We start from the raw sequence: 23,611 nt of genomic DNA, 5'->3' as shown, positions 1-23,611 counted from the left end.
TGACCGACTGGATCGGAACTATTATGATAGTCCCATATCATCATTTCTTACGTATGGAGGATTGTATGAAAACTTGTTCACTTTTCAGGATTCCAATATTGGCTGCTCTGCTAACAGTCTCTCTAGCAGCCAATGTCTTCGCTCAGAATATGTTTGCCCCGGCGGTCAATTACGCGGCGGGAGACGAACCCAGATCAGTCTTTGCAGCTGACCTTGACGGCGATGGGTACAACGACCTGGCAATAGTTAATACCATTTCCGACAATGTCTCTATCCTGATAAACAATGGCGACGGAACATACCAGGCGGCGGTCAATTACGGTACGGGAGACGGCCCCAGCTCCGTCTTTGCGGCTGACCTTGACGAGGACGGTGACATCGACTTGGCGGTGGCTAATTATTTTTCCGACAATGTCTCCATCCTGATGAATATTGATAATACCGGAACATACCAGGCGGCGGTCAATTACGGTGTAGGAGACGAACCCTCTTCCGTCTTTGCGGCTGACCTTGACGGCAATGGGTACAAAGACCTGGTAACAGCTAATACCACTTCCAACAACGTCTCCATCCTTAAAAACAATGGCAACGGGACATACCAGGCGGCGGACAATTACGGCGCAGGAGATGGACTCATATCAGTCTTTGCGGCTAACCTTGACGGCGACGATGACATTGACCTCGTGGTAACTAATTATAATTCCGACAATGTCTCCATCCTGATGAATATTGATAATACCGGAACATACCAGGCTGCGGTCAATTACGCGACGGGAGACGGACCATATTCAGTCTTTGTGGCCGACCTTGACGAGGACGGTGACAGCGACCTGGCGGTGGCTAATTATAGTTCCGGCAACGTCTCTATCCTGATGAATATTGATAATACCGGAACTTACCAGGCTGCGGTCAATTATGCGGCGGGGAATTATCCCTATTCAGTCTTTGCGGCTAACCTTGACGAGGATACTTACATCGACCTGGCGGTTGCTAATCAGAATTCCAACAATGTCTATATCCTGATAAACAATGGCGACGGAACATACCAGGCGGCGGTCGATTATGGGACGGGAAACTTACCCTTGTCAGTCTTTGCGGCTGACCTGGACGGCGATGGCGACAATGACCTGGCCGTGGCTGATGGAGAATCCGACAATGTCTCTATCCTTCTCAATAAAACGGCAACGGGAGTTGATGACAGTCCCTTTGGACAAGTACCTTCAGGTTTCGAGTTGGCCCAGAACTACCCCAACCCCTTCAACCCGGCCACCACGATCAAGTACAACGTAACGACTAAGAGCAGAGTTGTAATCGACATTTACAACCTCCTCGGCCAACGCGTTGCCACCTTGGTGGACGAAGTGCAGTCAGCAAACACTTACGAGAAGGAATGGGATGGAACCGATAGCCGCGGCAAAGCGATCGGGACGGGAGTGTATTTCTACCGTATCACGATGGGCGAGCATGTATCGTCGAAGAAGATGCTCTTGATCAGGTAGGATCCGCGATCAAGTGGCCTGCCGCTTGACTGGGAGACTGGATGCCGGATCAAGTCCGGCATGACAAGGCTGAGCATAGCACCCTGTGTGACAATGTTCACAAAAAAGCCCCCGGGCATAAACCCGGAGGCTGCAATCACGACGCAGGGCGCGTGAGAAAAGAAGTTCCCTAATCCCCCAAAACGAAATCTACTTTGTAGGTTGCCCAGTACAGAATCGGCTTCCCCTGATAAATTGCTGGTTTGTATTTATTTTTCGCGGCTGCCTTTTTAGCCGCACGATCAAGCCAGACATTGCCCGAAGATTTCAGTACGGCCGACTTGAGCACCTCACCCGATTCATCAATCAACGTTTTGAGATAAACTCTGCCGGTGATGCGTGCATTCTCGGCGATACGAGGATATTCGGGCGGATGACGATAGACCAGTTCCGGCTGAGTGTCGACCGGAATGAACGTATTCATATCAGGCAGCGAGTCAAGCATCACGGCGCTGTCGCCTTGCGATGTGCTCTCCCCTGTCACCGTTGTTCCATAACTTGGCGCGGCCCACAACAGCGCGATGGCCATCAGAGTCGTCACGGCAGCGACTAATACCCTAATCCGGCGGTTTTGCAGAGTCAAATACGGCAGCACCCGGGCTTGAACAGCTGATTGATTTGCCTTTCCATGATTTCTCATTTCCTCCCAATCCTTTCTTTTCAATCCAGTTGCCTTCGTCTGCAGTACTGTCTCACTCCTCTTATGTGTAATACGAGGGAAACAGATAAAGTATTCACACAAATCGAAAGAATTCTTCACATCGGATCACTTGTTCCCTGATCATTGAGACCGTATTATGAACGCATGATTGATTCCGTATTAAAGTTGACGACAGCCAACAAACACTCAAGTGAGATTCGATAAAATGAGCAAGACTGACAAACGAAACCAGGGCTTCAATTCCCGGACAGTTCACGCTGGTTATCATGCACAATCAGGACCGGTGAACCCCCCCATAGAAGAATGTTCGACGTACGCTTTTGAAACCTGCGACGACGGTGCCACTCGCTTTGCCAGTCGAGACAAGAAAGGAATATATTCCCGGCTCTATAATCCGACCGTATCAGCACTGGAAGACAAGCTTGCCGATCTTGAGCACGGCTACGGCGGAATCGCCACAGCCTCCGGGATGGCGGCTACAAACGCAATCTATTACCACTTCCTGGACAAGAACAGCCATGCTGTTACAACTGCCTCCATGTACGGCCCCTCGCGCACTATTCTGGAAGAAGATTTCTTTTACGGCAAATGGGGGTGCCGGGCTACATTTGTTGACACTTCTGACTTGGACCTTGTCAAGAAGGCGATACGACCAGAAACAAGACTCATCTATATAGAGACTCCCGCAAACCCCACTCTCTCGATAACCAACATCAAAAAGGTCTCAGAGATTGCTCACGGCAAAAATATCCCCCTCGTTGTAGATAACACATTCTGCTCTCCATTCCTCCAGAATCCCCTCGATCTTGGCGCTGACGTCGTTGTCCACTCCATGACTAAATCCATTGGTGGCCATGCTGACGCGGTTGGCGGGATGATTATCTCAAAGACCGAAAAAGATTTCTATGATCTACGGAATATCGTCATGAACACCGGCGCCACCCTGTCCCCGCATTCGGCAGCACTTTTCTTCAAGGGCGTCAAGACGCTCGGCCTCAGGATGACGGTCATGCAGGATAACGCGATCGCTCTAGCTGACTACCTCAGGAATCATCCAAGAATTGAATGGGTGGTTTTCCCCGGATTCGATGACCATCCCAAATATGACCTGGTGAAAAGTGGTACGCAGATGAAAGGTCCCGGCTCGATGATCTGCTTCGGCGTCAAGGGAGGTCTCAACGGAGCCAGAACCTTCATGAACAGCGTTCGGCTCAACACCATCGCGGTGTCGCTCGGCGGAGTGGAATCCCTGCTTGAATCTCCCGCATTGATGACTCATGCCGGTATACCAAAGGAGAAACGAGAGGAAGCTGGCATTAAGGATGAACTCGTAAGATACTCGGTCGGGATAGAAGACGTCAACGACTTGAAAGCCGACCTCGAAAGTGCACTGGAGAAGGTCTCGTAGTCTCGCCAGCAGTACAAAACGGTACACCACTCAGAGCCGAAGGCGTCGGGGGAGAATCGAATTGTGGTATGTACCGATCGTCATCGTTGGGTACCAAATCAACCTACAACACGAACTCTACTTTGTATGTCACGCCGACCTTAACCGGTCGGCCATTTTGGATCCCAGGGCTGTATTGGCATTTGTATGCGGCCTTAACGGCGGCTTCATCCATTGCATCGTTCCCGCTCGATCTGGCCACTTGTGCCTTTGTCACTTTCCCCTGCTCGTCCACTAATGCCCACACCCATACTATACCGGTGATCCCTGCCTTCTGGAGAAGCTTCGGATACGTGGGTGTCTCTTCGTAGATCATCTCAGGCTCTACTTCGACCTTGACGAAGTCACCCATGCGAGGTTCCCAATCGCTCATAGGAGGAAGTGACCTACCCCGCAAATCAGTCTCCGGACCAGCCCCACCTCCACCGTCAAAAGGGTTTGTCCCTACCTTGTTCCTCAGATCGGCTTGCGATGCGATCAACATATCCTCGTCCGGTCCTTCCGTGTCAGGAACCGGTGTCGGAATACCGACTTCAACATTCTCCTTCCTCCGGGGAGCCTCCACTGTAAAGTCTTTCTTTTCACGAATTATCGTCGGTGGCGGTGTGGTGTTAATGATGATCTCTATGTACTCTTCCTGCGTATCAATCGGCTCAACATCGACGGCACTCAGTTGTGCCGCGACCGCCGCCGCCAACAAAACGACCAACACTGCGCTAGTAACAATCATCATAGCCACCAGCATATTGCGCTGGTAGGTCGCTTTGAGTTCGTATGCACCATAAGGGGTGCGCTGCTTGTGTTTCATTGAAGACATCCCAACCTCCTTCGTATTGGTTGAGCCGCCTGGCGAGCGGCATTCCAATGTCAGTGAAGGGCACCTTACGCAGGTGAGGCGGGACAACATCTTCCACACAGTTCTGCGGTGGAATCAACCTGTGTGGATTCACCATAATGACGCACAGAGTCCCCTTTTTGCTTACAACAAAATCGCAACAGGACCGTAAATCAGATTCAGACATAGAAAAACCCTCCGAAGAAACCTCCGGAGGGTGTAAATATTCTTTATTCTACTATCTATAAGTTACAATCTACAGTACGAAATCAACTTTGTAAGTCACCCAACATTTGATGGGTCGGCCATTCTGAATCGCGGGTTTGTATTTGTACTTGTAGGCTGCTTCAACTGCAGCTTCGTCCAGCGAAGTGGTACCCGATGTTTTGCCCACAATCGCCTTAAGCACGCTGCCACTTTCATCGACCAGCGCCTTGACCCATACAACACCGGTAATCCCGGCCTGCTCGGCCAAGCGCGGGTACTTCGGATCTATCGAGTGAATCATCTCCGGGATATGTTCCACCTTTATGAACTCATCCGGTGCCGGCAGGTAATCATCATCGGCGATGTCCACGACAATGTCACCGGCGTCACTCGAAGATGAGATATCCGGTGCCACGATTTCGGCCAGTTCGTCGCGAGTAGCGATAACCACATCTTCGTCCAACACTTCATCATCTGCGACAGGCTTCGGGATACCAACCTTTGGGGCTGCGACGTTCGGCTGGGCAAGTTCGATCTGTGGTTTGGGCTTGCTGATACTCGGTGGAGGTCCCAGATCGGCCACAGTTTTGATGACGACCGCAGGGGCATCAAGATAGTCTTCCTCGCCCATTATGGAGATCACCCACCCAATGAGTAGGATGAGCAACACAAAACCGAGCATAGATCCAGTACCGATTATGAAACTCTGCTGGTACTTGGCTTTCAGAGCATAGGCACCATAAGATGAGTACAGAGCGCTGTTGGTGTTATCAGCCATATCTTACTCACCTCCTCCTGCTGCCATCACATTGGCCAGAGCCGCCTCTAGGATCTTGTCATCGCGTGGGTTCCAATCACCGATAGCGTAGCGATAAGAGAACTTCTCATCCTTGGTAAGCTCATCTACTTTCTTACCGAGCTGGTCGGCTGTATACTTGTTCCAGGAACGCTCGATAAGGTCAACCTCGTCCAGAATGTCTACCATGTCGGCATAAGTGGCATCTTTGTGAATAAGGATTAGCGTGTTGAGCTTGTCGTTAGCTCGGTTCTGTTCCAGAAGCAAGCCCTGTAGAGTATCCGGGTTGAGCTTGTAAACTATCGAATCCGGCTTATTAGGATTCGACGGAAGCATCAGCGGCAGGTTCTCCGGTGTCGGGGTCTTAAGATTCCACCAGAAACGACTTTCCTCGTCGATCCGAATGGTCAACAGGTTAGATTCCTTGACCTCGATCTCCTCAGTCTGATCATCCGGCGGAAGGTTAATCTCCATCGCCTGAGGCATGGAAAATACCGTTGATACCATATAGAAAATGAGCAACAGGAAAGCGATATCCACCATCGGCGTCATGTCGATGCGGATCGAGATTCTGCGCTTCGGCCGTCTTAGACCTTTTTTACCGCCTTTTTTCTGGCGTTCTACTACGTCACCGGCCATGGTATATAATCACTCTCCTCTCAGGATCGTGTGTCAGTCCTACTAAATTATACAATCACAGGCATCGAAAGGCTCAACTGCCCTCCGCCGCCGCCTTCGTCTCAACTTCGTTGTCCGTGATGATAAGAAATCGCTCCAGGTGATTTTCCTGCATCGACGACATCACATCATCCATAATTCCAAAACTCGCCCGCCGGTCCGCCTTGATCACAAGTAAGGCCCTGAGAATCTTGGCGCGAGCGCGGTTAATCTCTTCCGAAACATTGTACTTGTCGCAGGTGCGAACATAGCGAACAGTAGTGTTAACCATCTGACCTTCGATCTCAATGGTAGCGATCTGGACATAATCAACATAGATTGAGTCGTACTTGGTGATCGTGATGTTGATAATGTCCTTGCCCGGCAATTCGATTTGCGAATGAGATGCGGGCAATTCTACCGCGCGTGCCTCCGGCGGCTTAAACGTGGTGGTCGCCATGTAGAAAATCAGCAACAGGAAGGCGATATCCACCATCGGCGTCATATCAATTGTAATTGCAACTCGCCGTTTCTTTCCGGCCATGACTTAGATCCCCTGTTTCGCTTTCAGGATCTGAATAATTTCAAAAGTGGCTTCATCGGTCGTGTAGTTGAAAGCATCCACCTTGTTCACAAAGAAGTTGTAGAAGAAGATACCCAAAATACCAGACAGCAAACCACCAGCTGTGTTGATCAGCGCCTCGGAGATACCGGTCGCCAGAGCGGTAGCATCAATAACGCCACCCTCGACATTACCGGTGGCGGCGAAGGCGCGAATCATACCAATCGTCGTTCCCAGCAGACCGACCATCGTTGCAATGGACGCAATCGTCGAGAGAGCGATCAGGTTCCGTTCCAACAATGGTCCTTCCAACGCATTGGCCTCTTCAATCGAAGCCTGGGTCAGCGTGATTTTCTTCTCAGAGTCATAAGCTGAACTATCCTTGACCTCGCGGTAACGGTCAATACCGGCCCGCAGGACATTCGCAGTTGTACCGCGTTGCTTGTCGCAGGCAGCCAGAGCGCCATCAAAATCATCGTTCTGGATCAGAGTGACAAGCTTCTTAAAGAAAACCTGTACCGAGCTCTTCCCCTTAGCCACCTTGTACAACGAAACGTAGCGCTCGATTACGAATACCATACACATGATGAAAATCGCGATCAACAAGACTACCAGCGGACCACCCTGGTAGACCGAGTGAATGATGGGATTCTCCGACGTTCTAAATACACCGTAAAAGAGACCACCGCCTATCGCGAAGGCTACGATCGCATTAAGCGTCACAAAGATCGTCTGTTTAACCACTGGGTCAATCCTCCAAAGTAACTATACTATAACTAATACGTTCTTTCTTCAAATCTCTGATCCCTTAGCAGCCACCAAAACAAAGGCGGCCAGAGACACTAAGATTCCCCATGACAGAGAATCCATGAACACACCAACCGAATAAGAATCTCCCAGGCTGGAAAATGCTGCTACGGAATCGAAGCCGTAGTCCGCTCCGAAAAACGACAGGAGCAACGCTAACACGAACAAGCATAACGGAATCCAGTTGTAACGAAGAATCTTCTTCAACTCCAACGCCTTTTCATCCGCATCACCCTTGACACCAAAAATGCCGTAGAGGGTATAGGCGGGAAGTCCAATACTAAGTAGCGTATAAAACAAGAAAATGACCGCCGTAAGGATTAGGACAAAGCCGGATGAGAACATGCTCCCCCCGACAGAACCAATGGAGATGAGAGCACCCAAACCGGATTTGTGAACCACCTCCTTGTGGACCTTCTTCTTCGCCACATAGCCGTGGATAACTTCCTCGGCAGTACTCCTGCTCGCTACAGCAGCATCAGGTCGTTCTTCACTCGCCTCAACGGTATCCTCGACTACAGCCACCTCTGAAGGTTCTTCCTCTACAGCCGTCTCGGATAGCAAAATTGCAGAGTCACTCTCGACAAGGGCAATTCCCAAACTGTCAGTCGCGAGCGAATCAACCACAACGGCGGCTACTGCCGTGCTATCAACCGGCGTTGGCACGGTTGTTATCTCTTCAATCTCATTGTAGAGACCGTACCACGGGATGAACAGCGTAATGAAGATTACCACCGAAGCGACCGTCAGGGTGATGCGATCACTCATATTGATGCGCTCTTCCATAAGAGAGCAATCTCTGAGGATATCCCCGCTATCCCGCTTCTGACGGACTTCATCCATCAATTTCTTTTTTTCCGCGTCAGACTTGAACAGGTCCTTCGGCTTGCCGGGGAAAACCTCGAAACCGATGAACTTGAAACGATCCTGATCACTAACGCGATTGGAACTACTTTTCTTTTTGTCCTTCTCAGGCATTCAAACTCCCAGGCAGCAACATGAGTCTGCGGTCAATTTTTCTCCGAAAACTCGAATTGGATTTCATCCCGGTTCTTCTTGGCTTCAGCATGTCCGGGTTCACACTGGAGCACACGACCATACCACTTATGAGCTTCTCTAAAATCATCCTCGCCCGCACCATCTCCCTGATTCTGAGTCTTTTCAGCAGCTCGCAAATGGTAACACTGAGCTACCCATAGCACCAACGCCACATCCGTACACGGCCCACCAGCATCGGTGGACTTGTAACAGGTATAGGCATCTTTGAGATATCCCAGAGCCTTGGTGTAGTTCTTGTTGCAAACTCCACCGAAATAGGCATAACCGAGCGATTTCTTGGCGTCACAATTGTCCGGATCAACAGTCAGCAACTGCTGGAAATACTTGACCCCTTCAGTACAGTTGGACAGCTGGTAAAGGTAGGTGTTGGCCACCATCAACATTGCTTTGACATCCTCTGGGTGATACTCGATGTACAGCACCATGTAATCCACGGCCTTCTGATACAACTCCTCCGGACTGGCCGGAAGCGCAATGTCCTCTTCCTCTTCATCAATATCTTCATCGTCGCCGTCACCCGCCTGATTGGCTAGGTTAAGTGCACAATATGCAGCGTTCTTCACGATCGAAGCGCTGGTGGAATCCAGCCCGGCTTCGATCCGCAGGTCGTAGTATTCAATCGCCTGTGCGTATGACTGAAGCGAATGATAACCAATAGCGATGTTTTGAAGCAGTCGCTTCTGTTCCGGTCTGGCTGCAAGTGACTTCTTGTAATGAGGTATAGCCGAGGCATAATCTTTGTCAGGTTTGCGATAGAAATAATCGTCACCCAAAAGTTGGTACAATTCGGCCTCGCTGATACGCGAATGGTAATCAGCATCCTGCTGACCCACCCACTCGATATGCTTCATCAGCATCTCGGCACTTTTGGCATACTCCTTGGTACCCCAGAGCGACTTGCCATAGTAGAAGTAGACATCCTTGGGCTCGTAAGGAATCGACAGAACCTGTTCAAAATACTTACCCGACTCCTCCCATCCAGACAGATTCACATACGATAGTGCGAGACCAAAAAACACACGAACATTGGAAGAATCCGGCTCGGTGGCAGCCAACTCAAGATACCGCTTGTAAGATCCAATCGTTTCCTTGAATCGCTCGTTTCGTTCGGCACGCGACCGCGAAGACAGCGCCGCTTTGAAATAAATCTCGCCGGCCCGCATCCACGCCGGGGCATGGGTGCTGTCTTTCTGGAGCACAGTACGAAGCTTCTCGATGGCACAACCATAATCCTTCGTCTCCAGGCAAGCTTCAGCCCAATGAAAATACACTTCAAGACTAGCCGTGTCCAACTGCAGAGCTTTCTCATATTCCACAATAGCCAGATAAGGAACACCCGAATAGAAATTCGCATCACCGAGATTAATATGGTACTCGGCATTCATAGAATCCCCTACGAGAGCCTGTCGGAAGGCATGATCGGCTTCCCGATAATCCCCCTGAGCCAGTTTTACCAACCCGTAGCCATTCTCAAACATGTGCTTCAGGTCCTTCTTGGCCTTTTTCCGGCCCTCTTCCATCAGCTTTTCGGCCTCGTCGAGCTCACCCAATTTGATGTAACAAAGCCCCAGGTAGTACTTGGACTCAAGGTGTTTCTTCTTCTTGGTCAGAGCCACTAAGAACTGGTCGCGGGCTTCGGGGCATCGACCCTGATTGAAGTGGATTCTTCCCAATATATAGTAGTTGTAGTGGTAAGCCGGGTCGACATCGATTTCATTGCCGAGAAGCCCAATCGCTTTGACGGTATCACCTTTGGTGAGAACCTCATTAATGATCGGTTTAACATCTTCGGCCTGAACCAAAGCTGTTGCTCCCAAAACAAGAACAGCAAACAATACTTGATAAGCAAATCGCATCAAAAACCTATTCATTAGAGTCACATATTCTCTCTACCATTATAACAAACAAGACCACATAATAATCTGAATTACAATGTTGTCAAGCTAAACTTTTTTTCGCCAAATCACCGCTCTACCGACGGCGAGATATCTCTTTCACTAGGCATAAACTGATCCAGCCGCAACAGAAAGTAAAGTAGGGCGCCCGCTACAATCAGCATCCTGACGGCAGGGGAAAGTATTACAGCAAATCCTACCTGAACATAGATTCCTGTCACGAGCAATAGTACCGCCGACAGAAGGTTAAGTATCCTGATGGTCCACTCCATGTTGTCACTCCTCTCGTACTACAGTTGACTCGTCTGTTTCTTCCAAAGCAAATGGCGGTAGAACGGTGAGCTAGTCACAGAATAGTTCAATAATCATGCCAAAAAGGACGCGCGATCCTCGTTGTCGCCATTAGTCGTTGACAAACAACATGATACAGATCGGTGGAATATTACAACGTGTGTATTAAATGCTCCCAACGCAAGATATGCGCAGCACATACCAAAATGAGTAGCCTGTAATCGAGTGTTCCCCCTATTGTTACGCAGATACGACTCTAATCACCTAACCTGCTACCACAGACAGTCGATTCGTATCCTTCCACTAACATCAAGCACGAGATGCACCAGTCCGGAGAATCGCTGAGGCCGACCGGCATAATCGAGTGCAGGATGAAAATCAAGTCGACCCCGCAACTCCCCTATTGCTTTGCGAATAGGTTTTGACACTTTGTTCGTTCGACGTACAGAGGCGTTACCTGAAGTATCAAACATGAGGACAGCGCTGACCGTATCTCGAGTGGGGAATGCACGAGCCGAAACATTGATCACCAACTCACCCGCTCTGCGAGGTACCGGTTTACGCATCAGACCAACGGTGTCGGCAATCAACTCGACTCGCCAACGTTGTGTTGGCGATAGAGTATCCGAATCATCGGGTCTCCACTTTCCGAGAGAGAAAGCTATTGACGGAAAAAGTGAAACGGCTACAAAACATTCGGACGAAACCGGCTTCCCTTTGACCACAGCTGGAGCATACTCCGCCCACAATGCCGCTGACGAAATCATCTGTGTGCAGGGAGCATAGGTCGAAAACACTTCCTGGACGTCGAGAACCTCCCCATGCTCGTCAAGGGCAATCTTCAGCATCATAAACCGATATAGGTTCGTACTGTCATCAGGCAAACTGCAAAAGTACTTGGGGAACATCTTTAGAGTAGGAAGACGGATATCATTAAGTTCGAATGTCCCCAGGTACAATTCGCGATCTACTACTCCCCCATCCTCACTGAAAGGGAACATGAAATCGGGATACTTGCGGGAAGGCTGCATAGTGACATAGACCGGCAACTGTGACGCTATCGGTTGATTCTCAAATAGCGCCGGTTCAAATGCCATCGTCTTTAGATAGTCGCGTACATATGTTGCAGTGGGAGACTGCTGGCTATCATCGGCCTCGACACCGGTCACGCGACCGGATTCATCTACTTGAATAATTACTCTGGTCCGCTCCTCTCTTGTGCGATAGGGCGGATTCGACGGCGGCGTGAACGCTGTCAGGGTATCTTCCAGATAGGCTGGCGAAAACCCAAAGAGCGACGGTCGCTCCGCAGCCGCTACACCAACGGAATCCATGAGAAGCACAGCAGACAATAGAATGGTCAAGATAATAGCCAACATATTCGTTCCTCCTGAACGTCCAGTATCATTACATGGATTATACGCTGCCACCCGATCACCGCGCAAAACAAAAAACTCTACCTCTCCCCTGCTTGACACCGGTACAAACAATGTCGTTTACTGTTGTGGCGAATTGGAGCTTTGATCCAACCGGAGGAAACTCGTGCTTAATGTTGGTCAACAATTTTTCAAGAACATGTGCTCATCATGGTCTGCCTATCTGGTACGGATCATAATCACCTTTTTCTTTGTACCCTACATAACTTCGGTACTCGGTGGTGAACGCTACGGTGTATGGGTAATAATCTTTCAGACTGTCTTCTATTTTTCACTGCTTGACTGCGGACTAACCTCGGCTCTCACCAGGTATATTAGTAAGTTTCTTGCTCGTCGTGACCATGATAGTATCAATCGAGTACTCAATACAGCCAACGTACTCTATTTTTTCACTGGTGCACTGGTTCTGGCCGGCGTGGTTGGCTTTGCTACTCTGTTCTTCCATTACTTCAAAATATCCGATCCGGCGCTGATGCATGAAGGAAGAACGGCTTTGATAATTCTCGGGGCTTTCATGGCTTTCAATTTCGTGGCTCTCCCCTTCGGCAACTCGCTCGGCGCGTTTCATCGCTACGATATTGTCAACGGTTTGAATGTCTCCGAAGAAATAATCCGTACTGCGCTTATGGTTTTCATGCTGACCCGTGGCCACGGTCTGGTGGCGCTCGCATTGGTAATTCTGCTCCTGACTGTGGTCAAGCATCTGGTGGCAGCTGGAATTCTGTTGCACCAGCAACCGGAAGTACAGATTGCCCCCTCACAAGCCGACAAACCAACAGCGCGGATGCTATTTACATATTCCAGGATCTCAATGGGCATCGCCCTGTGCTGGCTGATTCTATACAACACTGACTCCGTACTGCTTGGTTTGCTGAACTCCACAGTAGCGGCAGCAATATATAGCCCGGGTGCTCAACTGATGCGCCACCTGCGGGGTATCATCAATGCCATAGCTATTCCTCTTGTGCCGGCGGTCTCGCATATCGAAGCCACCAGTCCTCTGGAAGTCATTCGCAGTGTCTATCTGCGAGCAATCAAGTACGTCAGCTTTTTCTCCTTCTCAGTCGCAGTCGGGGTCGTGATCTACGCCCAGAACTTCGTTGATCTCTGGCTGGCACCAGAGTTCTCACAGGCCGCTGATGTCATGCGTATTCTGGCCGTAGGTACGGCCGTATTGCTGCCACAGATCATCGGTGATGCTATCTTGTTTGCCATTGAGGAACACCGCAAATTGCTGGTGGTGCTGGTGTGCGAGTCGGTTCTCAAACTCATTCTGGCTGTGTTCCTGATCCGTGAGTATGGAATTTTGGGGATGGCCTTCGCAGTAGTAATTCCGCAACTGCTACTGTTCACAACCCTCTACCCCTACATGATGTCGAAAGTGGTCAAAACATCCTGGTGGCGAATCATGCGTCGAATTGCCCTGGCCGGAACGACAGGAGCCGCTCTGACACTACCCACTGCGTATCTAATTCGATGGGTCTGGGAGCCGACAACATGGACCGGGTTCTTCGGTAACCTGTTTGTCATCCTGGCGATTTGTCTGACAGTCGGATATTTCCTGGTGGAACCAGAAGACAGAAAACGGATCAGAGGATGGACGGGACGATAGAAAGCAGTCACCTCCATGTGACATTACTTTCTTCTTGCCGTCACAAGCGAAGCTTGATGCTATAACTACAACCCTAGAATCGGAGTCCCGAGTTTTAGGAGTAGAGATCTGGGGGGTTAGGGAGGTTGATGAATTATTAACATAAGAGTGGGAAGCAGCATATAAGCAGAGAGAGTAACACTGCTTCCCACAGTAGGATATTTCACGGACACGCTACCGGAGCCGGTCCTCCCTTGAAAAGATGATCTACCAACAATGTCAACTCACTGACATTGATGCTCCTATTACAATCAAGATCAGCAGTCACCATAACCGGGGGATGAGGACCACCCAGGAATAGGTAATCAACCAGGAATGTTAAGTCAGCCACATTGGGACCGTTCCCATCTCCATTTATGTCACCAGGTATGTGACCAATAATGATAGTCGAGCCATTAAGAAGAAGCGGAGTCTCATCGGAGAAAGCACCGCTAACTGAATAGGTGACTTCGTTGATACCCCACGGTAGCCCATAACCCATTATGAATTCCTTGGCCGGGATAACCAAAGCCAGTACTTCCCCATTGAAATCGGGATGAGACGGTAATAGTGTAACCGATTCTGGTACCATCGACCCATTGATCAACAGGCTGGAATAATCTATATCACCTACAGGATCACTGCCTTGCCGGGTGATGAATATCGTATCCATAAGCGGATCCAGTGCAAACATGAACAAACCGTATTGCGGATCAGGCCGGATGGCAGCTATCAGTTCTGTCGGTGAAGGTGGTGGTTCGAAATTTAGAACTTCTTTAAGAACGGTAATAGAGGACAAATAATCCAAACCTTGGCCAACCGCAAGTTTGATTAAGACATATTGGCTGTCGCCGGGATTAAATGTCATGGGTCCAAAATTCCCCATCATCCGACAATCTGATGGATCAGAATCAATATCGCCTACACCTGTTACAGGATCCCCGGGTACCGCATACTTTGTACCGTTGGGAAGCGGTGTACCATCCCTGTTCAAACCCTGCATATAATTATAAGTCTCTTCATAATCATCAGGATCGGTTCCATTGATATATTTAATGAAGGCAGTCAGTCCGAGATTTTTGTATCCGGGTATATGGTTTCCGTCGAAAACTGCCGTACTACCCGGTGATGGTACAGTGGGTCCTTCGAGAACTTTGAATCCCACGGCTGGTGGATATACTCCGTATTTATTGTCTATCGGTTCGCCATTATAGCAGAAGAAGATATCGTCCAGAGTGTCGCAGCCAACAAGATCATCGGATGCCTGGCCGAGGTCGGAATCTGACCAGAGCGATATATAAAAATCATCAATTGTATTCCCGCCCTTATTATACAATTTGTATTTTATGTATATCGATATTCCTTCCGGACCACTGGTTGCTTGTTCGTAACTTGGAGTGAACGTAAATGTATCCGGTATGCCTGGATTACCAATTTGGGCATTAATTCTCCATATATCACCCGGATCAGGTTTGCCATCACCATAACGATGTCTAACCCATCCTCCGATCAAGCAATCGAAGTTACCAAAATCATTAAACAAGGCTTGATCCTGTGCATATGCCGGAATTTCCGAAGGAGAATAATCGGAATCTAAGATGAAGAAGTACTCCCTACCGGCTAGGCTATCACGGAATCCATTAATATCATACTGTTCGCCAGGATTCCAGATCGAGTCAGCGTCCTGTCCACTCGTATTAGAAGGATCATAAAACTCTACAAAAGCAAAATTTATTTGCCGTTCGGGTGAAGAGGTTACATCCCAGACAGTAAGATTCTGGGGAAACAATCCATCATAGGTATAGCCTTGATCGCGACGGTAGCAATATCCGTTTTGACCGGTTCCGTCCTCTATCCATCGTACTTCTACATTAAATGGAGATATGAAGTCAAATGATGAACCGAAGAATTCATATCCCAAACCAATTCCGCCAAAGAACCCTGATCCTCCCCAGTCTACACTTGTAAATGGTCTTGTCGAACCACTCCAATTCCATGAGATACCTTCGGGCACAATTACTCTTATTCTTAAACCATCTACAACCGGGCTGCTGTCATCTCCGCTGAAATTCGTCTGGTTAGTAAGGAGTTCTACGCTGGTTGTCGTGTTTATCAGATTCCAGACCGCACCATACCCTACGACACTATCAATAACAACCATGTAATCATCACCAGTGAATGCCGAACCGTCAACAATATCTACCTCTACGCCCACATCTGAATAACCATAGTGATATACCGGTATCGTATAGCTCAGAGGTATAGTAATAGAACCGTCTTGATCCTCTGCCCAGACTGTTTGCTGCACCTCTATTCCAAGCGGAGCGGTTTCCCCTGAGCGGTTATCGTGTTGAAGCGGATCGGCGTCGTTGAAAACTGCCCACAGCATTTGATCACCGATTATCTGTGGATTTCCTGATTCATCAACCGGCGCGCCCTGATCAACCGGCCATTGCAAATAATCGATGTTCGGATTGCTTTCTAAACTGTCTTTGTACAGCTTATAAACCCTGAAATCCGGATTATCGGGTTGATAGGTTCCACCTGCCATTGGACCGGAGACGTACTCATCGGAGTATTCGGCGATGGCCACCCGAATTTCGCTGTTGACAAGGCCACCCATCCATAGTCCGGCTGCATATAGTACACTCATATCGAGATTGCTATTCATAATTTCCTGATTGGAAACGTATGGATAATATGTACCGAAATCATTGCCGAATATACCAGCCAGATCACGACCGAAATTGCCGTGGTTTGTTACAAACATCAGGATTTTATTGGCATTGATATACGTGTCATTGTCGATAGATTTGGAGTCTTCAAACTCACTTTGAGGTTCATAGCCCGGAGGGGGCGCAGCCATAACCAAGGCGGATAATAAGAATATCAATACGAACAAGTATGCTGTTTTCATAAGTACCTCTTATTCCTACAATTTGCAGTATCTTGATATGTATTTCAGCGTGTAGCACGCTTGGTTCCTAAGATTAATAAGATACTCCATTCAACTAATATTGTCAACATGATTGCATTGGTAGTAGTGAGAATAATTTGTAATAACGGTCATTATTACAAATTAGCAAATCGAAGAATAGATTGTAAACTCTCACTGGTACTGGAATAAGAATGGGAAGCAGACCAACCCCTGCTTACTCCCATTTTCATAACTCAACGCCCCCCTAAAAACTCTCCTACCGTGAATCCTTGTTCGCGAAGAAACAACGCACCGTCCTTATGGTTACGATACATCTTGGAAATACTGCGCGTGCCACCGATGGCTATCATCCTCTTCAACTGGCCATAAGTAACCGTATTGTCTATGATATTGACCGACCACTTCATATTGTGTTCACGGCACCATCGTAGATGATCGCCTATCATTCTGATACATTCCGGGTGACAGGTTTTCCACTTCAATAGGTCAGTCAGTTCAACCCAGGGTTTCTCAATAATCGGAGTGACCTTCTCCTCGAAATCCCTGAGATATGCCAGAGTTGTATCAGGACGAAAAATGCCGTAGATCTTTTCGTAGACAACGCCATTTTCCTCATCAACGTCAATATCATATTCCAAGTGCCATCCGTTCATAACTTCCATCCTGTCGAGCGGTCTAGCCAATTTGCAATGACTGGGCTTATTATTAGTATACTGCTCCTATCCGTCGCAGTCAATGCCTAAAGCGCCGATTGTAACAATTGCGCCCCCCTTCTGCCCTCGCCGAACGCATCGCCGAAATGCTGTTAGTCACTCAACGTGGCGAAATCTTAACTTCCAGCAGGAACCTTCGGCCCAAACCGGGATAGTCGCCATCACCTGTTGTAAACCCAAACTGATCCGGACGACGCTGGTCAGTGAGATCATGAACGGATAATCCAAAGTGAAAGACACGGGACAAATGAACTCCCACTCCCAGTCCCAGTTCATAGACGGATGAGATTTCTTTTTCGCTTCCCCCCCACATTTCAATCGAACGCTCGGAAGTGTGTGACACCGTCACACTGCCATCCCAGAGCGCAGAATGCACTGCAAGGTCCGCACGCCACTTGATATCCGGTACATAATATGCCTTAACAAAGGTCTGCCCATGATCGGTAGTCTGCTCAGCCTCTTGTACAACCCCATCCCAGCTCAAACTGATTCCACTGCCCAGATCGGCTTCCAGGTTGATGTCAATTCCGGTCGAACGGAAACGCTCAACATTCACCGGCGCCGAGCGGAAGATCGTCGGATTGTACTCATACAAAATGAGCGAGGCGATACGTTGGTGAAAAACAGTCGTCATACAACTCAACCGGTCGCCCAGAGCAGAAACGGCGACGCTGCCGTGAAGAGATCGCGCTGTTTCGGGATCAAGGCCAGAGTTGCCGGCAGTATAAACATCGTCAGCGAATTGCTCGGCAATACTCGGTAGACGAAAGGCGTAGGCATAGCCGAGTTTGACACGAACAGAATGTGTGGCATGGTAGTTCAAGCCCAGATTGTAAGAGGGTTGCGTTTTTCTTCCACTAACAAACTGGAGTCGCCCACTCACATCGATGTGCATGCGATTCCACTCGGTAGAGGCTACATTCGACCACACATCAAATTGGTTCTGACGCCCATCCCAGTCGGCCGCTGTTACGTATCCATATTCGTATGGCGCAAATGGCCCAACGATATTGGTAGCGTGACTGGTATCATCGCTGCTGGCATGAAGAGACCCTGACAGCCAGTCCACTCCCCCGGCCAGAACCATTGGTCCCGTATCTCTTATGAGCCTGACCGACAAGCCGGACGACCGTTTCAAATACCGACTGTAGGCCAGCACATCAACAGAATCGACATTGAACGATTCATCTTCCCCTTCATAAAAGAAACTGTAGTTGTAGAGCGACCTATATTCCAACTCCTTCTTCTCCCAGAACAGATCAACCTGGCCACGGGTCGATTCATCGTCGTCGTATCGATATTGAAGGTCAAACGAATAGTTCTCATCCTGCTGCCGGGCAGTGAGGCTATTGGATTCGTTGTTGCCGTAGGCCGGAATGAAATCCTGATCGGGCACCGGACCGGGCACACCAAGGCTGTCGTTGAAGTAGCGAGCGGTAAATGCCAGGGCATGACAATTATCACCGGAGACATAGTCGCCGCGCACACTGCCGAGTAGCCTGTCGACTCCACCATTTGCGCGTCGGTTATCGGTCGTGACCTGCTCCATCCCGACCCCGATTCCCAACGGACCAATCTTGTGAGCCATGTCGGCACGATATTGCCGGTATCCGAACGATCCAATCCGACCAACAAAATCGGTCCGCTGAACCATCGCGTTGCGCGAAATGAGATTCACCACTCCGCCGACAGCATCCGAACCATAGAACGCTGACTGCGGTCCTTTAACGATTTCCACGCGCTCGAATTCATCCGCACTGAAATCGGAAAGATTGAACCCGCCCAACGAATAGTCTTTAACCACTCGTCCGTTGTATAGAAGCAGCATATGACGATTGAACACCCCCCAACTGGAAAGCGTCGCCACCGAACCGTCACCATTGTAACTGCGAATGTCGACTCCGGCTTGACCTTCAAGTACAGTTGCCAACGATGGTTGGGCTAACTCCCGGTCGAGGGAAATGATTGTCGCGGGCCAGATCGCTTGTTCGAACGATAGGCCGTAGCGATTGGCGGTGACAACGGTTGAATCGTCGAGCTGATGCGGCGATTCAAGACTGCCTTTGTTCTCGGTTGCAGTGGCTCCCAACGCGCCACAAACAACTACCAGACACGTGCAAAGAAAAACGCGCCTCATAATGATGACCTCCTGAGCAGCCACCGGCGCGGAAGAACAAACCGTCGTACCCGCGCAGACGGCGCCTGGATGCAAATGCGGTTATGGCAGGTTTCCTGGCTTGGGCATTAACCCCGTTCGACGCCTTCCCCGTGCCGCCATCGGCGGGTCTATTTACGAGTGGCATAGTGTCGAACGAGTAGCCGTTACAGTAGCGGGGCTGCGATGGAGTCTCACCATCTTCCCTATTATCCGTCCCCATCGGACGGCACCACAACGATGTAGGGGTATGGTAATTCGGAACAGAGTAACAGTCAAGTACATTAGCGCGATCGTCAAGCGGCAGGCCGCTTGACCTACTATTATCTTCAGTGAGCGGAGTCGAAGGGGGCGTGGTGATAAGATTCCCGGTCAAAATGAGTTTGAGCTGGACACTCATTGTTATCTCATTTGAAGTATTGCTTGAACTCCTCCGCTGGTTCCCTGTCGGAGTAGATGTAGAGCATGACTCCATTCGGATCCAGAATTGCAAACCCACGATCGCCCCACGGGTGATCTTCGATTGGCATGATGGGAGTTAGACCCTCACCAGTAAGTCGTTCATATTCCGCATCCACATCTGACACCGAGAAATTATATGTCAGACCCGCCGGGTTGCATGCTGGAGGTCCCTGCTCTTGCGGTGACATGAACTGCAGCTCGGAAGTTTCCTTGCCGATTTGTAGATTCACATACCAACCGCAGTCAAATGTGATCTTAGCATGGAAGTGCTTTACATAGAAGTCACGGGATTCTTCAATCTTCTCTGTGACGATGCACGCAGACACTGTTTCTGCGATCATTACTCTTCCTCCTCATCCAATAAGAACGATCCTTTGATATATGAAGACAGGTGTTTTTCCTTCAGGTCATTCAGACACCGAATCTTGATATGCCGCATGATGTGACCTTTGCCTTCCAGCATTGCGTCTGGATCTTCCAATTCCACACCACGATCAAAGATTACGGAAATATACTTCTTGTATGGCATAATACCGACAAAAGCACGATCACCCTTGAAAAAGCAAAGGGCATTCCATTTTATATCTTCACGCACTTCATCAGATTGTTTAAGAGCCAACTTTCTCAAACGCGATACTATGGTCTCTTCATTCTTGCTCAATATCATCATGAAATCGAGAATTTTCTCATTCTTTTCCATCATATTACCTATTGCTGAGAACTAACGATAGATTTCCTTTTTTTGCTATATACCGTGACACTGATGTTGGCACAATCACAAATAGACCTTCCAGTTGTGTATACTGGGCGGTGGCCCAGCCTGCAAACACTTCCGAACCTTCTTTTAACGTCATTCCGGCGAACGCCGGAAACCAGGCTTCCAATCCAGAACTGGATGCCGGATCAAGTCCGGCATGACAGAGCGTTCGACTTGGTTTTGATCTTGGATTGCCTCTTGTTTCCGTGGGCGGCAGACGCCCTCGTCTGCCCCATTCCTATGCGACGATTCCCTTCCTGTCACTCCCGCGAAAGCGGGAATCCAGTCTTCTCTTCTCAAAATGGGTTCGTTTGGTAATACGCGTTTTGCGTTTTTGGTGTAACTCCTTGTCATTGGATGCGTACGGCGGATTTGCTTATAGTTTCATGCCGTGAAATTGTAGTGAATATGGGGCACTTTTTGTATTGCTTTTGGATATGAATTGGGGTTCGTCCGTTTTGTGCTTGTCTCATAAACAAGGGACGGGAGGAACAAGTTGGTGTGATGTTGTAGGGAAAGGGCGTTACATACCCACCCGACGCCCGCCAAAGGGGCTTAGGGATGGGGTACCGGTGTTGTCTCGGACTGAACCCATAGCAAGCTATGGGGCACCGGGGCCAGCCTCAAGTCCGTATTGACAGCTTCAACCTCACGGCATCAACTCTCTTCAAATTTGCATCAATCAGATCGTGAATGCTATCGGGATGAACGGCGAATAGTCCATTAGAAAGCCCGATCATGTTAGACGAGGCTTCGTCGATATCCTGTGTCGTGGGCAATTTGGCACGCAGGCGAATCCACGGTCTTGTGGTTAGTTCATAGGAGTTTGCACGAAGTTGGCCCGCAAGATGACGGAGTTCCCTACTAGCCAGCTGTAGATCTTCGGTCATCAAAGTGCTCGGATTGCAGTAGGCATTCGCATAGAAGTCGAGAGCATATGCCACTTCTCTCACTGTACTCCTGAACCTGATGATCGGCTCTATGAGAAACTTCTCAGTCAGGCGGCCAACAACAAGCACAAACAATCCACCTAATACAGTTAAGGCGGCTGTTAGGGATATCGTTAGGACTTCTGACATGCCTTCGCCCAAGAAGGCTTGTGCTTCTTCTTTGTCCGTTGTGATCTCCAAACCCTGCCCGTGGAGTCCGTTACCTCGGCAATAACGTCCCTCCAATCCCGCGAATACTTCTCCATACCTACTTGTTCCATAACAATGGTCATGGGAGGGTCACCTTCTTTCAATGTTCGCCCCGCGATAGCGTCTTTGAAGAGAAAGCGTGAAGGCCTAGACCCCTTAGGGAGTTTGAAACATGCATGACTTACGAAAACGGGTCTTCTTCCAGTATTGTGAATGGTAACTACCGCGTAGTATTTACTTGGATTTGCGTTTTTCTGGTCGAGTATTCTCGACAATTGCTCCTCAGTGAACATCGGCAATCTATATCGTAGTAGTTTCTCATAACCATCGGTCACACTTAGATCCCATACAACTCCAACAACTACCTTGGCTTTGTCCCGTAGGAAGTTCACAGCCCCGAGAACTAGTGCTGAAACCCCTACAACGATGCCAAGCACCGTACCGATGTGATTTAGTATGTCTAAGTCCATAGGCTACACGATAACATGAAAACAGCTCTCGTCAATCACAAAAAAACCCCTCTATTACTAGAGGGGTTTTTAATTTAAACCCGGCAGCTTTCTACTCTCCCACGCAGTGACCCACGCAGTACCATCGACGTAGACGGGCTTGACTTCTGTGTTCGGAATGGGAACAGGTATGGCCCCGTCGCCATCGCCACCGGGAATACTTTTCATAGATTTTTATTCGAGACGCGATATTGCTTTGGCATCGCCTAATAGGCTGTGCCGCTTTGATCATACGATCAAGTAACAAATTTTTATATCGGTTAAGTCTCACGACCGATTAGTATCACTCGACTGAACACATTACTGCGCTTACATCTGTGACCTATCAACCTGGTAATCTTCCAGGGGTCTTCAGGAACCGAAGTTCGGGAGATCTAGTCTTGGAGTTGGCTTGGCGCTTAGATGCTTTCAGCGCTTATCCATTCCCAACGCAGCTACCCTGCGATGCGGCTGGCGCCACAACAGGTGCACCGGCGGTTGGTTCAATCTGGTCCTCTCGTACTAAGATCGACTCTCCTCAAGTTTCCTACGCCCGTATCAGATAGGGACCGAACTGTCTCACGACGTTCTAAACCCAGCTCACGTACCACTTTAATTGGCGAACAGCCAAACCCTTGGGACCTTCTTCAGCCCCAGGATGTGATGAGCCGACATCGAGGTGCCAAACCCCTTCGTCGATATGGACTCTCGGAAGAGATCAGCCTGTTATCCCCGGAGTACCTTTTATCCGTTGAGCGACGGCACTTCCATTCGCTACCGCCGGATCACTAAGACCTTGTTTCCAACCTGCTCGACCTGTATGTCTCGCAGTTAAGCTCCCTTATACCTTTACGCTCTACAGCCGATTACCACCCGGCTTGAGGGAACCTTTGCGCGCCTCCGTTACATTTTGGGAGGCAACCGCCCCAGTTAAACTACCCGCCTGATACTGTTCCTGGACCAGATTCATGGCCCTAGGTTAGACATCCAATGACACAAGGGTGGTATTTCACCGGTGACTCCACCGACACTAGCGTGCCAGCTTCAAAGTCTCCCACCTATGCTACACGTGCAACACCAAATACCAATGTCAGGTTATAGTAAAGGTTCACGGGGTCTTTCCGTCCCGATACGGGTA

The 23,611-nt window shown here is 49.2% G+C and carries 20 protein-coding genes, 2 rRNA genes and 1 riboswitch; of the genes, 3 read left to right on the top strand and 19 right to left on the bottom strand.

Features of this window, described 5'->3' with window-relative positions; genetic code table 11:
* Window positions 1-65: 65 nt before the first annotated feature.
* The gene (locus tag KOO62_07130) at window positions 66-1,499 is read left to right on the top strand and encodes a VCBS repeat-containing protein (GenBank protein MBU8933764.1); all 1,434 of its coding nucleotides are present in this window, start codon (window positions 66-68) and stop codon (window positions 1,497-1,499) included.
* A gap of 169 nt (window positions 1,500-1,668) precedes the next feature.
* Here KOO62_07130 and KOO62_07125 read toward each other — a convergent pair whose 3' ends face one another.
* Window positions 1,669-2,178, bottom strand: a complete 510-nt coding sequence (locus KOO62_07125; protein MBU8933763.1) for an energy transducer TonB — start codon at window positions 2,176-2,178, stop codon at window positions 1,669-1,671.
* A gap of 226 nt (window positions 2,179-2,404) precedes the next feature.
* Here KOO62_07125 and KOO62_07120 point away from each other — a divergent pair, with 226 nt between their 5' ends.
* The gene (locus tag KOO62_07120; GenBank protein ID MBU8933762.1) at window positions 2,405-3,607 is read left to right on the top strand and encodes an aminotransferase class I/II-fold pyridoxal phosphate-dependent enzyme; all 1,203 of its coding nucleotides are present in this window, start codon (window positions 2,405-2,407) and stop codon (window positions 3,605-3,607) included.
* 103 nt (window positions 3,608-3,710) lie between these two features.
* Here KOO62_07120 and KOO62_07115 read toward each other — a convergent pair whose 3' ends face one another.
* The 9 genes from KOO62_07115 to KOO62_07075 form a co-directional block, all read right to left on the bottom strand.
* Entirely contained in the window at window positions 3,711-4,454 is a 744-nt protein-coding gene (locus KOO62_07115; GenBank protein ID MBU8933761.1) for a TonB family protein, read from the bottom strand.
* A gap of 283 nt (window positions 4,455-4,737) precedes the next feature.
* Window positions 4,738-5,466, bottom strand: coding sequence for an energy transducer TonB (locus KOO62_07110; protein MBU8933760.1), 729 nt, complete (start codon window positions 5,464-5,466; stop codon window positions 4,738-4,740).
* Between the two features lie 3 nt (window positions 5,467-5,469).
* Window positions 5,470-6,123 carry a biopolymer transporter ExbD gene (locus tag KOO62_07105; GenBank protein ID MBU8933759.1) on the bottom strand — a complete coding sequence of 218 codons (654 nt, stop codon included), beginning with the start codon at window positions 6,121-6,123 and terminating at the stop codon, window positions 5,470-5,472.
* 73 nt (window positions 6,124-6,196) lie between these two features.
* A complete protein-coding gene (locus KOO62_07100; protein MBU8933758.1) occupies window positions 6,197-6,685 on the bottom strand; it encodes a biopolymer transporter ExbD in 489 nt (162 codons plus the stop codon).
* Between the two features lie 3 nt (window positions 6,686-6,688).
* Window positions 6,689-7,447 carry a MotA/TolQ/ExbB proton channel family protein gene (locus tag KOO62_07095; protein MBU8933757.1) on the bottom strand — a complete coding sequence of 253 codons (759 nt, stop codon included), beginning with the start codon at window positions 7,445-7,447 and terminating at the stop codon, window positions 6,689-6,691.
* A 48-nt stretch (window positions 7,448-7,495) separates the two neighbouring features.
* Entirely contained in the window at window positions 7,496-8,488 is a 993-nt protein-coding gene (locus KOO62_07090; protein ID MBU8933756.1) for a hypothetical protein, read from the bottom strand.
* Between the two features lie 32 nt (window positions 8,489-8,520).
* Entirely contained in the window at window positions 8,521-10,440 is a 1,920-nt protein-coding gene (locus tag KOO62_07085; protein ID MBU8933755.1) for a tetratricopeptide repeat protein, read from the bottom strand.
* A gap of 92 nt (window positions 10,441-10,532) precedes the next feature.
* Window positions 10,533-10,736, bottom strand: coding sequence for a hypothetical protein (locus KOO62_07080; protein ID MBU8933754.1), 204 nt, complete (start codon window positions 10,734-10,736; stop codon window positions 10,533-10,535).
* 291 nt (window positions 10,737-11,027) lie between these two features.
* Complete coding sequence (locus KOO62_07075) at window positions 11,028-12,134, bottom strand: hypothetical protein (protein ID MBU8933753.1); 1,107 nt, start codon at window positions 12,132-12,134, stop codon at window positions 11,028-11,030.
* 163 nt (window positions 12,135-12,297) lie between these two features.
* Here KOO62_07075 and KOO62_07070 point away from each other — a divergent pair, with 163 nt between their 5' ends.
* Window positions 12,298-13,803 (top strand): oligosaccharide flippase family protein, encoded by a 1,506-nt coding sequence (locus KOO62_07070; protein MBU8933752.1) that lies wholly within the window; start codon window positions 12,298-12,300, stop codon window positions 13,801-13,803.
* Window positions 13,804-14,005: 202 nt separating this feature from the next.
* Here KOO62_07070 and KOO62_07065 read toward each other — a convergent pair whose 3' ends face one another.
* From KOO62_07065 to KOO62_07025, 9 genes are all read right to left on the bottom strand, one after another.
* Window positions 14,006-16,738: a hypothetical protein gene (locus tag KOO62_07065; protein ID MBU8933751.1), complete on the bottom strand. Its 2,733-nt coding sequence runs from the start codon at window positions 16,736-16,738 to the stop codon at window positions 14,006-14,008.
* A gap of 254 nt (window positions 16,739-16,992) precedes the next feature.
* Window positions 16,993-17,412: a hypothetical protein gene (locus KOO62_07060; protein ID MBU8933750.1), complete on the bottom strand. Its 420-nt coding sequence runs from the start codon at window positions 17,410-17,412 to the stop codon at window positions 16,993-16,995.
* Between the two features lie 160 nt (window positions 17,413-17,572).
* Complete coding sequence (locus tag KOO62_07055) at window positions 17,573-19,609, bottom strand: TonB-dependent receptor (protein MBU8933749.1); 2,037 nt, start codon at window positions 19,607-19,609, stop codon at window positions 17,573-17,575.
* Window positions 19,610-19,676: 67 nt separating this feature from the next.
* Window positions 19,677-19,879: riboswitch (cobalamin riboswitch) on the bottom strand.
* A 155-nt stretch (window positions 19,880-20,034) separates the two neighbouring features.
* Window positions 20,035-20,430 carry a VOC family protein gene (locus KOO62_07050; GenBank protein MBU8933748.1) on the bottom strand — a complete coding sequence of 132 codons (396 nt, stop codon included), beginning with the start codon at window positions 20,428-20,430 and terminating at the stop codon, window positions 20,035-20,037.
* Entirely contained in the window at window positions 20,430-20,792 is a 363-nt protein-coding gene (locus KOO62_07045) for a DUF1801 domain-containing protein (protein MBU8933747.1), read from the bottom strand. The genes KOO62_07050 and KOO62_07045 overlap by 1 nt, the downstream gene beginning before the upstream one ends.
* A gap of 677 nt (window positions 20,793-21,469) precedes the next feature.
* Entirely contained in the window at window positions 21,470-21,925 is a 456-nt protein-coding gene (locus tag KOO62_07040) for a hypothetical protein (GenBank protein ID MBU8933746.1), read from the bottom strand.
* Entirely contained in the window at window positions 21,910-22,455 is a 546-nt protein-coding gene (locus tag KOO62_07035) for a hypothetical protein (protein ID MBU8933745.1), read from the bottom strand. The genes KOO62_07040 and KOO62_07035 overlap by 16 nt, the downstream gene beginning before the upstream one ends.
* Before the next feature lie 78 nt (window positions 22,456-22,533).
* Window positions 22,534-22,650: ribosomal RNA gene (gene rrf, locus KOO62_07030) — 5S ribosomal RNA — on the bottom strand.
* Window positions 22,651-22,750: 100 nt separating this feature from the next.
* Window positions 22,751-23,611, bottom strand: a 23S ribosomal RNA gene (locus tag KOO62_07025); the annotation flags it as partial.

The sequence above is a fragment of the Candidatus Zixiibacteriota bacterium genome, assembly GCA_019038695.1.
Lineage (GTDB): Bacteria > Zixibacteria > MSB-5A5 > GN15 > FEB-12 > B120-G9.
The sequence above is the reverse complement of the archived record's forward strand: the minus strand, read 5'-3'. Positions and strand labels throughout refer to the sequence as shown.

What these genes read in the sequence shown, in the direction of transcription:
- KOO62_07130 (MBU8933764.1), top strand. Translation starts at nt 66, where the DNA reads ATGAAAACTTGTTCACTTTTCAGGATTCCAATATTGGCTGCTCTGCTA.
- KOO62_07125 (MBU8933763.1), bottom strand. Translation starts at nt 2,178, where the DNA reads ATGAGAAATCATGGAAAGGCAAATCAATCAGCTGTTCAAGCCCGGGTG.
- KOO62_07120 (MBU8933762.1), top strand. Translation starts at nt 2,405, where the DNA reads ATGAGCAAGACTGACAAACGAAACCAGGGCTTCAATTCCCGGACAGTT.
- KOO62_07115 (MBU8933761.1), bottom strand. Translation starts at nt 4,454, where the DNA reads ATGAAACACAAGCAGCGCACCCCTTATGGTGCATACGAACTCAAAGCG.
- KOO62_07110 (MBU8933760.1), bottom strand. Translation starts at nt 5,466, where the DNA reads ATGGCTGATAACACCAACAGCGCTCTGTACTCATCTTATGGTGCCTAT.
- KOO62_07105 (MBU8933759.1), bottom strand. Translation starts at nt 6,123, where the DNA reads ATGGCCGGTGACGTAGTAGAACGCCAGAAAAAAGGCGGTAAAAAAGGT.
- KOO62_07100 (MBU8933758.1), bottom strand. Translation starts at nt 6,685, where the DNA reads ATGGCCGGAAAGAAACGGCGAGTTGCAATTACAATTGATATGACGCCG.
- KOO62_07090 (MBU8933756.1), bottom strand. Translation starts at nt 8,488, where the DNA reads ATGCCTGAGAAGGACAAAAAGAAAAGTAGTTCCAATCGCGTTAGTGAT.
- KOO62_07085 (MBU8933755.1), bottom strand. Translation starts at nt 10,440, where the DNA reads ATGAATAGGTTTTTGATGCGATTTGCTTATCAAGTATTGTTTGCTGTT.
- KOO62_07080 (MBU8933754.1), bottom strand. Translation starts at nt 10,736, where the DNA reads ATGGAGTGGACCATCAGGATACTTAACCTTCTGTCGGCGGTACTATTG.
- KOO62_07075 (MBU8933753.1), bottom strand. Translation starts at nt 12,134, where the DNA reads ATGTTGGCTATTATCTTGACCATTCTATTGTCTGCTGTGCTTCTCATG.
- KOO62_07065 (MBU8933751.1), bottom strand. Translation starts at nt 16,738, where the DNA reads ATGAAAACAGCATACTTGTTCGTATTGATATTCTTATTATCCGCCTTG.
- KOO62_07060 (MBU8933750.1), bottom strand. Translation starts at nt 17,412, where the DNA reads ATGAACGGATGGCACTTGGAATATGATATTGACGTTGATGAGGAAAAT.
- KOO62_07055 (MBU8933749.1), bottom strand. Translation starts at nt 19,609, where the DNA reads ATGAGGCGCGTTTTTCTTTGCACGTGTCTGGTAGTTGTTTGTGGCGCG.
- KOO62_07050 (MBU8933748.1), bottom strand. Translation starts at nt 20,430, where the DNA reads ATGATCGCAGAAACAGTGTCTGCGTGCATCGTCACAGAGAAGATTGAA.
- KOO62_07045 (MBU8933747.1), bottom strand. Translation starts at nt 20,792, where the DNA reads ATGATGGAAAAGAATGAGAAAATTCTCGATTTCATGATGATATTGAGC.
- KOO62_07040 (MBU8933746.1), bottom strand. Translation starts at nt 21,925, where the DNA reads ATGTCAGAAGTCCTAACGATATCCCTAACAGCCGCCTTAACTGTATTA.
- KOO62_07035 (MBU8933745.1), bottom strand. Translation starts at nt 22,455, where the DNA reads ATGGACTTAGACATACTAAATCACATCGGTACGGTGCTTGGCATCGTT.